10 protein-coding genes are annotated in these 12,824 nt (G+C 57.9%); 7 read left to right on the top strand and 3 right to left on the bottom strand.

The window, feature by feature from the left end:
• Positions 1–161 precede the first annotated feature (161 nt).
• Positions 162–608 carry a methyltransferase family protein gene (locus BLQ12_RS19250; RefSeq protein WP_092213120.1) on the bottom strand — a complete coding sequence of 149 codons (447 nt, stop codon included), beginning with the start codon at positions 606–608 and terminating at the stop codon, positions 162–164.
• A gap of 135 nt (positions 609–743) precedes the next feature.
• Positions 744–2,498, bottom strand: a complete 1,755-nt coding sequence (locus BLQ12_RS19245; protein WP_092213118.1) for an ABC-ATPase domain-containing protein — start codon at positions 2,496–2,498, stop codon at positions 744–746.
• A gap of 325 nt (positions 2,499–2,823) precedes the next feature.
• On the opposite strand from BLQ12_RS19245, the gene BLQ12_RS19240 reads away from it, so the two are divergent.
• The 5 genes from BLQ12_RS19240 (at position 2,824) to BLQ12_RS19220 (ending at position 9,266) form a co-directional block, all read left to right on the top strand.
• Positions 2,824–5,160, top strand: coding sequence for an efflux RND transporter permease subunit (locus tag BLQ12_RS19240; RefSeq protein ID WP_175469940.1), 2,337 nt, complete (start codon positions 2,824–2,826; stop codon positions 5,158–5,160).
• The gene (locus BLQ12_RS19235) at positions 5,150–6,562 is read left to right on the top strand and encodes a DUF1302 family protein (RefSeq protein WP_139164043.1); all 1,413 of its coding nucleotides are present in this window, start codon (positions 5,150–5,152) and stop codon (positions 6,560–6,562) included. The genes BLQ12_RS19240 and BLQ12_RS19235 overlap by 11 nt, the downstream gene beginning before the upstream one ends.
• Positions 6,563–6,922: 360 nt before the next feature.
• Positions 6,923–7,669, top strand: a complete 747-nt coding sequence (locus tag BLQ12_RS19230) for an outer membrane lipoprotein-sorting protein (RefSeq protein ID WP_092213113.1) — start codon at positions 6,923–6,925, stop codon at positions 7,667–7,669.
• A gap of 130 nt (positions 7,670–7,799) precedes the next feature.
• Complete coding sequence (locus BLQ12_RS19225; protein WP_175469939.1) at positions 7,800–8,471, top strand: TetR/AcrR family transcriptional regulator; 672 nt, start codon at positions 7,800–7,802, stop codon at positions 8,469–8,471.
• 141 nt (positions 8,472–8,612) lie between these two features.
• The gene (locus BLQ12_RS19220; RefSeq protein ID WP_092213110.1) at positions 8,613–9,266 is read left to right on the top strand and encodes a YkgJ family cysteine cluster protein; all 654 of its coding nucleotides are present in this window, start codon (positions 8,613–8,615) and stop codon (positions 9,264–9,266) included.
• 81 nt (positions 9,267–9,347) lie between these two features.
• On the opposite strand, the gene BLQ12_RS19215 is transcribed toward BLQ12_RS19220, so the two are convergent.
• Positions 9,348–9,893, bottom strand: coding sequence for a Pycsar system effector family protein (locus BLQ12_RS19215; protein ID WP_092213109.1), 546 nt, complete (start codon positions 9,891–9,893; stop codon positions 9,348–9,350).
• A 313-nt stretch (positions 9,894–10,206) separates the two neighbouring features.
• Between BLQ12_RS19215 and BLQ12_RS19205 the strand changes: the two genes are divergently transcribed.
• Both BLQ12_RS19205 and BLQ12_RS19200 read left to right on the top strand, forming a co-directional pair.
• Positions 10,207–11,616, top strand: coding sequence for a mannose-1-phosphate guanylyltransferase/mannose-6-phosphate isomerase (locus tag BLQ12_RS19205; protein WP_092213106.1), 1,410 nt, complete (start codon positions 10,207–10,209; stop codon positions 11,614–11,616).
• 74 nt (positions 11,617–11,690) lie between these two features.
• Entirely contained in the window at positions 11,691–12,260 is a 570-nt protein-coding gene (locus BLQ12_RS19200) for a YqgE/AlgH family protein (RefSeq protein WP_092213104.1), read from the top strand.
• The last annotated feature ends 564 nt before the right edge of the window (positions 12,261–12,824 follow it).

Genomic DNA, 12,824 nt, shown 5'->3' with positions numbered 1-12,824 from the left:
AGTTTAATAAACAGGTTTTAAAAAGCAAATTCAGGCCAATCGAAATCAAAGGCGAATGTGATTTTCCCTGAGGAACGAAGGGGAAAACGCAATCGCAACCTGCTTTCGAGGTGGCACACCTCGCCGCCGGAGGCATTTTTTTTGATTTTTTACTGCATTTCTTAAATCCACCGTGGGACCTTTTGGCAATAGTCCCGGTAGATCTCCCCGAATAGTTCTTCCAGTAGTTTTTCCTCCCCGCAGATGACAAACCGGTACAGGACCTTTTTGAGCACCCAGACAAAGGGCAGGGTGGCGGGGTTGCCCAGCACCGCACACCAGCCGGTCATGACCATGAGGGCCACCACGTACATGGGGTTCCTGGTCTGGCGGTAAGGGCCCCGGACGACAAACGCCCTGGGACGGGTGAAGGGGTGGGTGGGGGTGTGGGCCTGCCGGAACTTTCGGACGGCATGCCAGAAGATCCAGAGGGCAGGCACCCAGAGGATGGGGCCGGTAAGGTAAAAGGGGCTTTCCGGAAGCCTCAGGCCCGGGAGCAGGCGATCGGTGACAAAGGCCAGGGCGGCCATGAGGGTGAGCCAGGCCGGTGGCCAGATGCGTAGTTGCATGCAGGTGTTTCCTTTCTAACGTGTCGGTGCGTTTGCGTGCCGTGATTGGTGAATAGAAAATGATGATCAGTGAGTGGCACGAACACACATGGGGCGCCACTCACGGGCGTAGCCCGTCAGCACATGTCAAGGGGTTCAGTCCCTTGCCGCCGGAGGCATGTTTTTGGGTCCGCCGTTGACCTCAGACGGCACGGTTTTTAATGTTCGGGCGCGGTTGATGACGGCGGCGAGTTCGAGTTTTCGAAAGGCGGCCAGATCGCCCCGCAGGATGTCGGAGAGGGATTCGAGGCCTTGGGTCGCCACTGTCTCCATGACCCGGTCCAGGATGTCTGTGAGGGTTCGGGCACCGTCCATGAGGGGGGTTGCCATGGCAACGGCCTGGGCCAGGGCGCGGGTTTGGGAAGGTTCCACGATCTGCTCCACGTCGTCAAAGGTGATGCGGGTGGTGCCGAGGACCATCTCGTGGCGACCGTAGGTGGTGATTTTGACCCGTCCCCGCCGCTCCTCAAGGGGGATGCTTTTGGGACGCGGGCTGCGGTGGGTCACGGGGCGCAAGGGGCCTGTTGTCTCCACCATGCGTCCATCGGCATGTTCCTTTGCGATACCGTGGGCTTTTTCGGTGACGTCCTCGGGGGCATAGTCCGTCATCTGGATAACATGATCGGCCGTGGCAAAGTAGTCGCCGGAGCCGCCCATGACAAGGATGGTGGAGACCCCCTGGCTGTCGTGGAGTTCTTTGACCCGGTCGATGAAGGGGGTGATGGGTTCGTTTTCCGAGGCCACCAGGTGCTGCATTTTTTCATCGCGGATCATGAAGTTGGTGGCGGAGGTGTCCTCATCAAGGAGGAGGAGCCGGGCCCCTGCTTCGATCCCTTCGCAGATCCCTGCGGCCTGGGAGGTGCTGCCGCTGGCGTTTTGGGTGTGAAAGGCCGTGGTGCTTCGTCCGAAGGGGAGGTTGTTGATGAAAGGCGAGATGTCCGTCCCCGAGATGCTTCGGCCGTCGGCTGCTCGGATTTTCAGGGCGTCCGGCCGGGTAACGACCAGCTCGCGGCCGTCCCCGGGGATGTGGTTGTAGACACCCAGTTCCAGGGCGTTTAAGAGGGTGGATTTCCCGTGGAATCCGCCTCCGACGATGAGGGTGACCCCCTCGGGGATGCCCATGCCCGTCACCTTGCCCCGGTTGGGAAGCTCCACCTCCATGCGCAGGGTGGCCGGGGAGGAGAAGGGAATGGCTCCTGAGCCAAGGGGGCGGGGGTCGATGCCGCTGGCCCGGGGGAGCAGGGCTCCGTTGGCCAGAAAAGCTACTCGATTTAGGGCGGAAAGTTTTTCTCTCAGGGCATCGGCGTCTTCGCAGCATTCCACGTGGGCGGTGAGGGCGGCGCGCCGGTCTTCTTTGAAAAAGAGGGCTTCGGTGGCGATGGCCGGCAGTTCCGAGAGGAGCATCTCCATGGCATCCCGTCCGGCGATGCGGCGCCCGAAGGCGGGGAGCCCCAGAAAGAAGCGGGCCTCCACGTGATTATCTGTGACGGACATGGCGGTGCGGGGCAGGATCTCCTGTGCCGGGGTGTCGATGAGGATGAGCCCCCCCTTGCCTGTGCCTCGGATGCCTTTGGTTACGCGGCGCGCGGTGCGTGAAAAGAGCCGTGTCAGGTAGTCGCAGAGGGCCACGGTGCGGCTCGGTCCGGAGGTGAAAGAGGCGTCAAAACCGGAGGCGGTTCGGTCCACCCGGACCCGGAGACGCGAGGGCTGGGCAAAGGGATCTCCCTGGACATGGTCGATGAAGAGGGTGAAGGCCTCGAAGGCGTAGGTCCCTTGAAGCTCTTTGTACGCTTTGTACCCCCTGCCGTCGATACGGCGGAGGGTCTCCCGGAGTGTCTGTGCGTCTTTCATGGATGCGTCGTTTTCCTGATGCGGCGTATCGGGTCGCCTGGTTGCAGAGGGTGTGTGCAAGGCCCCGCGTGGGGAGGCCTTTCTTGACGCTCAGGATACCCCATGGGCGGCCATACTGACAAGGTTCGTCGGGGGCTCAAACGTCGGTGTATGTATTTTTTCTATGAGGTTTGTGGTTTGTATAGTGAACGTTGTTAATAACTCGTTGACACTGCAAAAGGGACACGGTACATCCTTTAGGGTTTTCCCCCCTGTCATGACTGTTTGTCATTGTGTCCCGAAGCGGGACATGGCCCCCTGGATGTGCCTTCAGCAAAGAGGTCCCATGAATCGACTTATCGATGTTGCGGTGTCACGCTATCGCCTTGTCCTGCTCCTGGTGTTCCTGGCGACGCTCCCTTTTCTCTGGTTTTACGCACACCAGAGCTTTCGTAACCATATCAACGATTTCTTTGAAGATGATGATGCGGACATCGCCTATTACACGGCCTTTCAGGAGGTGTTCGGCAACGACGAGGTGATGGCCGTGGTGTTCAGGGATACGGATATCTTTACCCCCGAGACCCTGGCCTTTATCCGGGGTCTTACCGATATCATCGAACGGCACGACGGGGTGCAGCGGGTGCTCTCCCTTACAAACGCCGAGGTCGCCCTGGGGGAAGAGGACACGGTGGCCTTTGAGCCCGTTCTGCCCGACGGGGAGGTGACGCCCGAGGTGGCGGAGGCGTCCCGGGCCATGGCCCTGTCCCACGCCATCCTTACCGGTCAGGTCATCTCCGCCGATGGCACCACCACCTGCCTTCTGGTGGAGCTGCTTCCTTTTGAGTCCAATGAAGAGAAGGGGAAGGTCATCCGGAGCATTCAGGCGGCAGCGGATGCGGTTTCCGGGGGGCGGCGTCTCCGGTATTCGGGCGGTCCCTGCGTGGAGGTGGAGATCAACGCGTTGACGAGGCGCGACAACATGCTCTTTACTCCCGTGACCTTTCTGATTATCATGGTCATCGTTTATCTCATGCTGAGAAATACGGCCCTGTCGCTTCTCGGTCAGGTGAACATCGTGATCATTGTTTTATGGGGCGTCGGGCTTCTCGTGATGTGCGGAGAGGTTGTCAACACGGTAACGGTGGTGATCGCACCGGTGCTTCTGGCCATCTCCATTGCCGACTCCATCCATATCCTTTCCCACTACCGCACCCTGTACACCCGTAACGGCCGCGATCATCGGGCTGCGGTGGGGGAGGCGGCCCGCAACCTCTGGCGACCCTGTCTGTTTACCAGTCTCACCACCGGCATGGGCTATCTCTCCTTTGTCACCACCACGGTCAGGCCCGTGAAGATCGTGGGGGTGTTTACGGCCATGGGCGTGATGATCGCTTTTTTTATGTCGGTGCTGGTCCTGCCTGCCTTTTTGATGGGGTTTCGCAAATCCGTCGTGAAAAGAAACAGGGAAAAGGCCCCTTTGGCTCGGGAGTCGGGGGATCCTGTCATCGGTTTGCTCTCATGGCTGGGGGAGTGGGTGGTGAGCCACAGCGGGGCCGTGATGCTCTTGTTTCTTGTGGCGGCGGCCGGTGTCGGGTACGGTATGACCCGCCTTCGGTTTGACACGGATTTTGCCGCGTACCTGAAAGATGGAAACCGGGTCAAAGAGGATATTCGTTTTGTGGAGAGCAACATCAGGGGGACCGTCCCCGTGGAGATGGTGATTGAGGCGGTGAGCCCGGAGACGGATTTTACCCATCCCCACGGGTTGAAGGTCCTGGATGAGGTGGCGGAAGAGATTATGGCCCATATGGCAGGGCAGTATACCCATGTGTTTTCCGTTGCTGATTATATTGCCGAGATCCATGAAGCCTTTACCGGCGGGGAGAGCGGAAAAGGGGCCCTGCCGGAGAGCCGCATGGACCTTCGGGACTATTACGAGCTGGCAGACCCCGAGGTGCTGGAGCGGACGGTGTCCCCGGATTACCGCATGGCGCGCATCTCCTTTGCCTCCAAGTTCGGGTCCAACGCCAACGCCGAAAAGGTCCGGGCCTTTGCCGAGGCGCGGGTGGGGCAGATCCTGGGAGATGGCTATCGGTACCGGTTCACAGGGCTCTCCTCCCTTTACAACACCATGGACAGGAACCTGAAAATCAGCCAGATCCGCAGCTTCGGCACCGCGTTTGTGCTGATTTTCGTGATGATGTTTTTTGTGTGCCGGAGCCCGCTTCTGGCTGTGATCAGCATGGTGCCCAATCTGTTTCCCATCTGCACCACCCTGGGGATCATGGGATGGGTCGGCATTCCCCTGGATACCTCCACCATCATGATCGCAAGCGTTACCATCGGCATTGCCGTGGATGACACCATCCATTTTGTCACCTGGTTCCGGCGGAACTGCGAGGCCGGTCTCTGCACCCGGGAAGCCCTTCTCAAAACCTTTCGGGACACGGGCAAGCCCATTGTGATGACCTCGGTGGTCCTCTGCACGGCTTACTTTGTGTTTATGACGGGCTCTGTGAAACCCGTCATCGCCTTTGGGGCGCTGGCGGGGCTGTCCATGTTTTTTGCGTTGCTGGGGGATCTTCTGATCCTGCCGGCGTTGATTTATCTTGTAAAACCTGCGCTGTGCAGGGAAGAGGCTGAGGCGATGCCCCAGGGAGATGTGTCTGATGCGTTGTAGGGTTGTGGTCTGTGTTGTGCTGGTCTGGGCCGTGTGTGTGGGATGGGTTTTTCCGGTGTGTGCCTGGTTGCCGGACGATGTGGAAGCCGAGTGGACCATCGGTGCCAAGAGCATGGCACCCATGAAAAATACGGAATATGTCGAAGACAGCATGATCAGCAACGAGGTGAGGGTGGAAGGAGCGCTTTTCTGGGCGTGTGAGGGGTTTTCCGTCTATGCAACCCCGGAATTGAGGATCAACGATGCCGTGAGCAGCGACTCTCCGGGAGGGGAGATCCGCTACAGCGACAGCGGGACCACCCTGAGGCGAAACCTTACCCTGTCGTCCCGGGGGGCGGAGCTTTCGTTCCGGGAACTCTACGTGGAAAAGGAAACGGACACGAGCCGCTGGCGGGTGGGCAACCAGGTCTTTGCCTGGGGAACCGCTGATTTCATTAACCCCACCAGCTACTTTAACCCCGAAGATCTCCGGGAGCTCTTTTTGAAAGAAGAGGACGCTTTGCTTCAAGGGGTGCCGGCGGTCTCCATGCTGCGGTTTATCGGGGACTATTCCGTGGAAGCGGTGCTGATGCCCGTGGGGGTGGCACGCCTCAATGCCTGGGAGGGAGATTATTTTTACATCGAACCCGACAACTTTTCCCTGCCCGTGAAACACACCGAAAATGAAGAGCCCGATGTGCGAATAGAAAACGCGGGGGTGGGGATGAAAGCCGCCCGAAGTATGGGCAGCTGCGACCTGTCCGTGAGTGCGTACCACGGGCCGGACCGTGAGCCCCTCATGGCCCCGGACCGGGTGACCATTGCCCCGGGGGAACCGGTGACCGTTGTGGCCCGGTCCTTCCATGGGGATGTGACCTCCGTGGGCGCCGACGTCTCCGCTGACCTCGGCCAGTGCGTGGTTCAGGTGGAAGGGGCCTGGAGCTTCGATAAACAGGGGTATGTCACCCAGGGCACAAGTGATCCGTCTGCCATTGTGTTTCCTTACGAGATTGTGGACTCGGATTTCTGGTCCGTGTCGGCCGGGTTGAACTGGTTTCTTCCCGTGGTGGACTGGTTTCCCGCCCATGAAGGGGAGTCCGTGATGACGGTGGAGGCCCATCGGTCCGGCTACACGCGGAGCGGGCTGGGGGACCCTTTTTACGATGAAACCCTTGCCTTCAGGTATCAGGACAGTTTTTTCGGCAGCCACGTCCCCGTCTCCCTTTTCTGGGTGATGGACGGAGAGGCCGAGGGGCAGATGACCTGGGCCAAGGTGGGGTATGATTTTCAAAACGGCCTTTTGGTGGAAGGCTCTCTGGTCTTTTACGACGGGTCGGCTCCGGATCTGAACGAGGTGGGGTCCCCTTTCTGGTACCTGAGGGATCGGGACCTGTTCATGGTGACGGTGGATTACCAATTTTAATAAAAAGCAGCCTTCTATGGTTAAAGTCGGATGAACCACAGGGGCAAGAGGGCTCAGAGTAAAAACCAAAAAGATGCCTCCGGCGGCAAGGTGTGCCACCTTGAAAGCAGGTTGCGAATGCGCTTTCCCCTTCGTTCCTCAGGGAAAATCACATTCGCCTTTGAGTCAGATTGAACTGAATCTGTTTTTAAAACCTGTTTGTTAAACTTTTTAAACGTTTAGCCCCCGGCAGGGCCGCCGGAGGCGCTTTCGTTGATATAATTTGAATAGTTACCGTTTTTTTAACGTTTCCGGTTACAGTAAACAAAGGGGTGCCGCGGGCAGCACAGCGATGCACGTTAGAATGAAAGAGAGGACGATATGAAGACCGTACAAAAAGTGATGGTTTACGCAGTTGCAGGGGTGATGATTCACACCGGGGCCTTTGCCTTGACGGGGCGCGAGGTGGTGGACCGGTCGGAGGAGATTGCCAGCCCGGACACAGCCACCAGCGAGGTGGTCATGGAGATCCAGAAGAAGGGCAAGGTGACGGAAAAGACCTTTACCCTCACCGCCATGGATGATGAAAGCGGGGAGGACCGTGCCCTTATTGCCTTTCACAAGCCGTCTCGGATCAAGCTGCTCACCCATACTCACAAGGCCAAGGACGACGATCAGTGGCTTCAGATGTCGTCGGGCCGGGTCAAGCGCATCAGCCAATCTTCGAAAAAGAAGGCCTTTGTCAACTCCCACTTCACCTACGAAGACATTTCGTCCCGGGACGTGGACGATTACGCCTACACCCTTCTGGGCAAGGAAACCGTTGCCGGTGAGCCCTGCTACAAGGTGGAGAGTGTCAGGACCCGGGGAAAGAAGGTGTATGACAAGACGGTGCTCTATATCAGTGAAAAGGACTGGTTCCTGCGGAAAATGGACTATTATTCCAAGGGCAAGCTCTTAAAGTTTTTGGAGAACAAGGACATCCGGACCGTTGACGGCATCCTGACCCCCTATGAGGTGGTGATGAGCCGGGCACCGGAAGGGGGACAGACACGCCTTCTCCTCCAGGAAATCCGGTACAACCTGCCCATGAAGCCGACGGATTTTCGAAAGGAGTCCCTGCGGTAAGTCAGGCTTTTGGCGGTTTCGCTTTAATAATTCCTGAACGTGTGGTAAAAAAGTTGCTCTCTCCTTCGGTGAGGGAGACGCCCGTGTTTTGTCGTTTATCATTCCAATGACCATGAACCCGATGGAGACTATGGATACATCCAAAGCAACAGGGAAGAACGCTCCCCGCAACCTGACCAAGGGAGAGGCCACCCGGCGGCGCATTCTGGACGCCGCCAGAAAGGTTTTTTCAGAGCACCCCTACCATGCGGCCAGTGTCCGGATGGTGGGGAAGGCAGGCGGTTTTGATCATCCGATCATTCACTACTACTTCCCGAAAAAAGCCGGTCTTTTCGAGTGCGTCATGGAAGAGCATGTGGCGGAGTTCCGCGTGTTCATGGAGCACTGGTTTGACGGCCTGGACGCCTACACGACAGACAAGGGCCTGGCCGTTTTTATTGAGCGGATCATTGCGTTCCATCTCTCCAACAAGGATCTTTTCCGGACGCTCATGCAGAACACGGCCCATGTGGAGAATTTTGATCAGTTTCCGGCCTCGGCCCAGTATGCGGTGTTCCATGACAGTTTCCTGAAGACTTTCAGGCAGAAAGTCCACCACAACGCATCCGACGAAGAGGTCAGTAAGTTCGTCTACAGCTTCACCGTTCTTGCGGCCAATTACCTTGGTGCAAGCTCCACCTATGCACGGTTCCTGGGCATGGACGGAGAGTGTGATGCCTACTGGGCGTGGGTTAAAGAGACCATTCATTACCTGTTTTTACCGAGAATGGAAAAAATTATTTTCGATTACGAGCCCCGGTAACAAAGGTTCCGGGGCTTTGCCTCAATAGGGTAGGCCCGCTTTGGTGGGGGCAGACGATGATGCAGCAACCCGGCAACGGATGCCCCAACCGCAGGGTACGCAACCACCCCCATACAACCGCCGGGTTCTGTCAGAGACGTCATGGCAAAGAAAAAGAGATCAAGCAACTACCCCGAGCCGAAGCGGCTCTCCTATCCTGAAGCGGAAACCTCCCACTCGTGGCTTTCCATGCTTCTGGACGCCTACATCATTGCCGACAAGGGTATCCATGCCAGCGTGGAGGCACAACTCAAAAAAGGGCGGCGGCTGGCATGCGCCAAAGGGTGCTCCACCTGCTGTTCCACACACGTCACCATCCCTGTGTACCCCCTGGAACTTGCGGGCATCTACTGGTATGCAATCGAGTGCCTTGAAGGGGAGGCCTTTGCGATCATCCAGGGGCAGCTGGCCCGGTTTCAACCGGGGGCCGGGTGCCCGTTCCTTGTGAACGGAGGCTGCGGTATTCACCCCATGCGTCCCCTGGCCTGCCGTCACTTTAACGTCTTCGACACCCCGTGCGCCGAAGGCGAGGATCCGTTTTTTACCCGGCGGAGCGATGTGCTGACCCCGGATGAGAAGGCCAAGGACAAAGCGCTCATGGCCATGCTGCCCTACCACGGCATCACGGATCGGGCCGAAAAGCGCGAGACCATCAAAAAGGGGTTGATCCACAACACCGTCCAGAATCTTCAGGAGATCGAGTGGGTGAAATTGGCCCAAAGGATGGGGGTAGGGGGAACAGGTGACAGGTCATAGCGCAGCGGCAACCAGCTTTCAAGGTGGCTCACCTTGCCGCCGGAGGCATTGCGTTTGTATGTTTTATTTTTGTACCGCCCCTTACATAATCTGAAATTGACCTGCAAAGATGGCGACCAGGGCCAGGGCGTAGCCGGCCAGGAAGCTGATGTAGCTGAGCTTGAGCAGTTTGAATTTCGGGGTGAGGATCACGGTGCTCATGCGGTAGAGGTCCCGGGCCACCATGGTCCCGATGGTTGCCGAATCGTCCAGCATTTCGGCCATTTTTTCGATATAGGCCTCTTCGGTGTACTCGGCAATGCTTGAAAAGTGAAGCAAGGGGGGCTTTTGGTCCCCTTTTCTCGTGTAGCGCCTGGGGATGAGGCTCAGCACGGCAAAAAAGATGCTGAGGACCGAGGCGGAGACCCCGAAAAGGATGCCCCAGTGCCAGTGTGGCCGCACCAGGCCGGACAGGGCGATGGGGATGAGAAATGAGTTGACGGTGATGACCGTTGCCGCCCGCCTGTCGGCAAATCCCACGTAGTTGACCTGCTTTGCGATGACCGCTCCGAGGATGGAGGCCCGAAAAACCGGCGGCCAGATGGTTTGCTTTAAGGGCTCGTGTTCGGGGGGCTTGGGGTCGGGCATACCGCTCCTTAGTTTTGTTATCACGATTCAGTTCGCCGGCGGCCCGGGCAGGGTCAGCGTCTGAGGGGCCAATCGGTTCAACAGGGCCGGTTGTGGGGCATCCGTCAATTTAGAAAACCATGTTGTCATCCCATTGTCAACGCAGGGGAGCCCTCCCTTGACTTGCCCTTGCAGCTGGCTTAGTCTGGAACAGGTGCGGTGCTTTGGAAACCGGACCCTTGCAACTGGAATCTGTTTTTCCGGTTTTTTTTGCGCAACCGGCAACCGCATGAGAAGAAAAACGTCAATCATCGACATCAAATGAGGACTCACCATGGTGATACCTGTTATCCTTGCCGGCGGATCAGGAACCCGGCTCTGGCCCCTTTCCCGCGAACTTCATCCCAAGCAGCTCATCGGCCTCATCGATGAGTACACCATGCTGCAAAATACGGTACTGCGACTCGCAGGGTTTGAGGGGGTGGGACGCCCCATTGTGATCTGCAACGAGAACCATCGGTTCATGGTGGCAGAGCAGCTGCGCAGCATCGGCATCGACCCCCTGGCGATCATGCTGGAGCCCGTGGGCAGGAACACGGCCCCGGCCCTGGCCGCCGCAGCCTGCAAAGCCCTTGAGATTGACGAAAACCCCACCCTCCTTGTACTCCCGGCAGACCACACCATCGCCCACACCGACAAGCTTTACGATGCCATGCGCGAGGGGCTCGCCTTGGCCGAAAGCGGACGCCTCATCACCTTCGGGATCGTTCCGGAGTCTGCTGAGACGGGCTACGGGTACATCCGCAAGGGCGCTCCGGTGAACGGAGGGGACGCCGTGATCATCGATCGATTCGTTGAAAAACCGGATCTTGACACGGCCAAGGCGTATGTGGACTCGGGGGATTACTGCTGGAACAGCGGCATGTTTATGTTCGGCAGCCGGGAGGTCCTGGGCGAGCTTGAACGGTTTGCCCCGGAGATCGTGACCTCCTGTCGGGAAGCCGTGGCAAAAGGGGCCGCAGACCTCGATTTCTTTCGCCTGGACAGCAACGCGTTTTCCGCCTGTCCCGAGGACTCCATTGACTATGCGGTGATGGAGAAGACCGACAAGGGCGTGATGATTGCCCTTTCCGCCGGGTGGAACGACGTGGGCTCCTGGGATGCCATCTGGCATATCGGGAAAAAAGATGAAAACGGCAACGTGGTGAAAGGGGATGTCATCACCCACGATGTCTCCTCCTCCCTGCTCCAGGGAGAGAGCCGCATGATTGCAGCCGTGGGCATCGAAGACATGATCGTTGTGGAGACCAAGGACGCCGTGCTGGTGGCACCAAGGGACCGCGGACAGGACGTGAAGAAGATTGTCAGCCAGCTCAAGGCCGACACCCGCCCTGAGGCGCAGCTCCACACCGTGGTCTACAGGCCCTGGGGGTCCTACGAGGGTATCGACAATGCCGACCGCTTTCAGGTAAAACGTATCACCGTCAAGCCCGGGGCCGAGCTCTCCCTTCAGAAGCATTTTCATCGCGCCGAGCACTGGGTGGTGGTTCGGGGAACAGCCATCGTCACCCGGGATGAAGAAAAAATCCTTCTCAAGGAGGACGAATCCACCTACATCTCCCTGGGCACGGTCCATCGATTGGAAAACCCGGGGAAGATTCCCCTGGAACTTATTGAGGTGCAGTCGGGCAGCTATCTCGGGGAAGACGATATCGTCCGGCTGGAAGATAACTACGGCCGATAAGTTGCGGCTGGAAGGCGCATGGTGGTGAGCCGCGTCGTGATGACAACAGACCATTCAGAAGGTGGGGACCAACGATGAGCGGAGATGCGTTTCAATCCTTTAAGGGGCACTTTCTCCTGGCCATGCCGTCCATGAAGGACCCGAACTTCTCGCGGACCGTGGTCTACCTCTGTGAGCACACCGTGGACGGGGCCATGGGGTTTATCGTCAACCGCCCAAGTCACCTGATGGCGGCCCTTGACGTCTATAAGGAGTTTAAGCTGGAGCATGTGGATACCGCCGCAGGGGTGCCTGTGTACACAGGCGGGCCCGTGCAGCTCGATGAGATCTTTCTCCTGCACGGCCCTCCCTTTGACACCGAAGGCACCTTTCCCATGGGAGGGGAGGTTGCCCTGTCAAACTCCATGGCGACCCTGTCCGCTGTGGCCAAAGGAGAGGGGCCCGAGAAGGTGGCCATCTTTCTCGGCAGCTCAGGCTGGGCCGCCGGCCAGCTCGAAGGGGAACTTGTGGGCAACGTGTGGCTGACCGTGGAATCCGGAAGCGACCTGATTTTTGATGTCCCGGCGGAGATGCGCTGGGAAAACGCCCTGGATCGCCTTGGTATTGATCCGGTGCTCCTGTCGGGAGACTTCGGGCGAGCTTGATTTTTTAAATCTGTTTATCAACGGTTTTTAACCGGTTGGCCCGGGCAGGGCCGCCGGAGGTTCTTTCGTTATCGTATGGGCTGAGTCGTTGCCTTGATCTTACGCGAAGGGGACGTGTTCTGTGTGAACACGTCCCTTTTTTTGTCTATGGTTCCGCAGGACCCGGGGATGAGGCGGAACGTTGTTTCTTTTCTGTATTGACATTGCAGAACTTTCATTTTAGAAAACACCGCGCATCGTGCCGTTGACAAGTGGCGATGGCTCGACGCATCGTCTAACAAATGGTTTTTGGCGGATGATATGGTCTTGTGGTGCTGTTGCAAGAGCACATCCGTTATCTGGGAAAGCGATTCCCCGACATGCGTCCTGAAAGGGCCTGGGGAGCACGGCGACGGTCAGGGAGAGAGGCTGGCTGATTTTTTTTGCGCCAAACAGAACATTTGTTTTGATATGGATCCTGTGTTTGAACCGCCGATGTCCGGGGGGGACCCGCTTTTTTGAGGCAAGTACGCTTCTGTGGGGCGATGGAACGGCATACTGCAAGGCTTGTGTGAGCCTTGGTTT

The organism is Desulfoluna spongiiphila, assembly GCF_900101345.1.
Lineage (GTDB): Bacteria > Desulfobacterota > Desulfobacteria > Desulfobacterales > Desulfolunaceae > Desulfoluna > Desulfoluna spongiiphila.
The sequence above is the reverse complement of the archived record's forward strand: the minus strand, read 5'-3'. Positions and strand labels throughout refer to the sequence as shown.

Excerpts from the sequence above, each read along its gene's own strand:
- BLQ12_RS19230 (WP_092213113.1), top strand. The coding sequence starts at position 6,923 with ATGAAGACCGTACAAAAAGTGATGGTTTACGCAGTTGCAGGGGTGATG.
- BLQ12_RS19200 (WP_092213104.1), top strand. The coding sequence starts at position 11,691 with ATGAGCGGAGATGCGTTTCAATCCTTTAAGGGGCACTTTCTCCTGGCC.
- BLQ12_RS19205 (WP_092213106.1), top strand. The coding sequence starts at position 10,207 with ATGGTGATACCTGTTATCCTTGCCGGCGGATCAGGAACCCGGCTCTGG.
- BLQ12_RS19250 (WP_092213120.1), bottom strand. The coding sequence starts at position 608 with ATGCAACTACGCATCTGGCCACCGGCCTGGCTCACCCTCATGGCCGCC.
- BLQ12_RS19245 (WP_092213118.1), bottom strand. The coding sequence starts at position 2,498 with ATGAAAGACGCACAGACACTCCGGGAGACCCTCCGCCGTATCGACGGC.
- BLQ12_RS19240 (WP_175469940.1), top strand. The coding sequence starts at position 2,824 with ATGAATCGACTTATCGATGTTGCGGTGTCACGCTATCGCCTTGTCCTG.
- BLQ12_RS19235 (WP_139164043.1), top strand. The coding sequence starts at position 5,150 with ATGCGTTGTAGGGTTGTGGTCTGTGTTGTGCTGGTCTGGGCCGTGTGT.
- BLQ12_RS19225 (WP_175469939.1), top strand. The coding sequence starts at position 7,800 with ATGGATACATCCAAAGCAACAGGGAAGAACGCTCCCCGCAACCTGACC.
- BLQ12_RS19215 (WP_092213109.1), bottom strand. The coding sequence starts at position 9,893 with ATGCCCGACCCCAAGCCCCCCGAACACGAGCCCTTAAAGCAAACCATC.
- BLQ12_RS19220 (WP_092213110.1), top strand. The coding sequence starts at position 8,613 with ATGGCAAAGAAAAAGAGATCAAGCAACTACCCCGAGCCGAAGCGGCTC.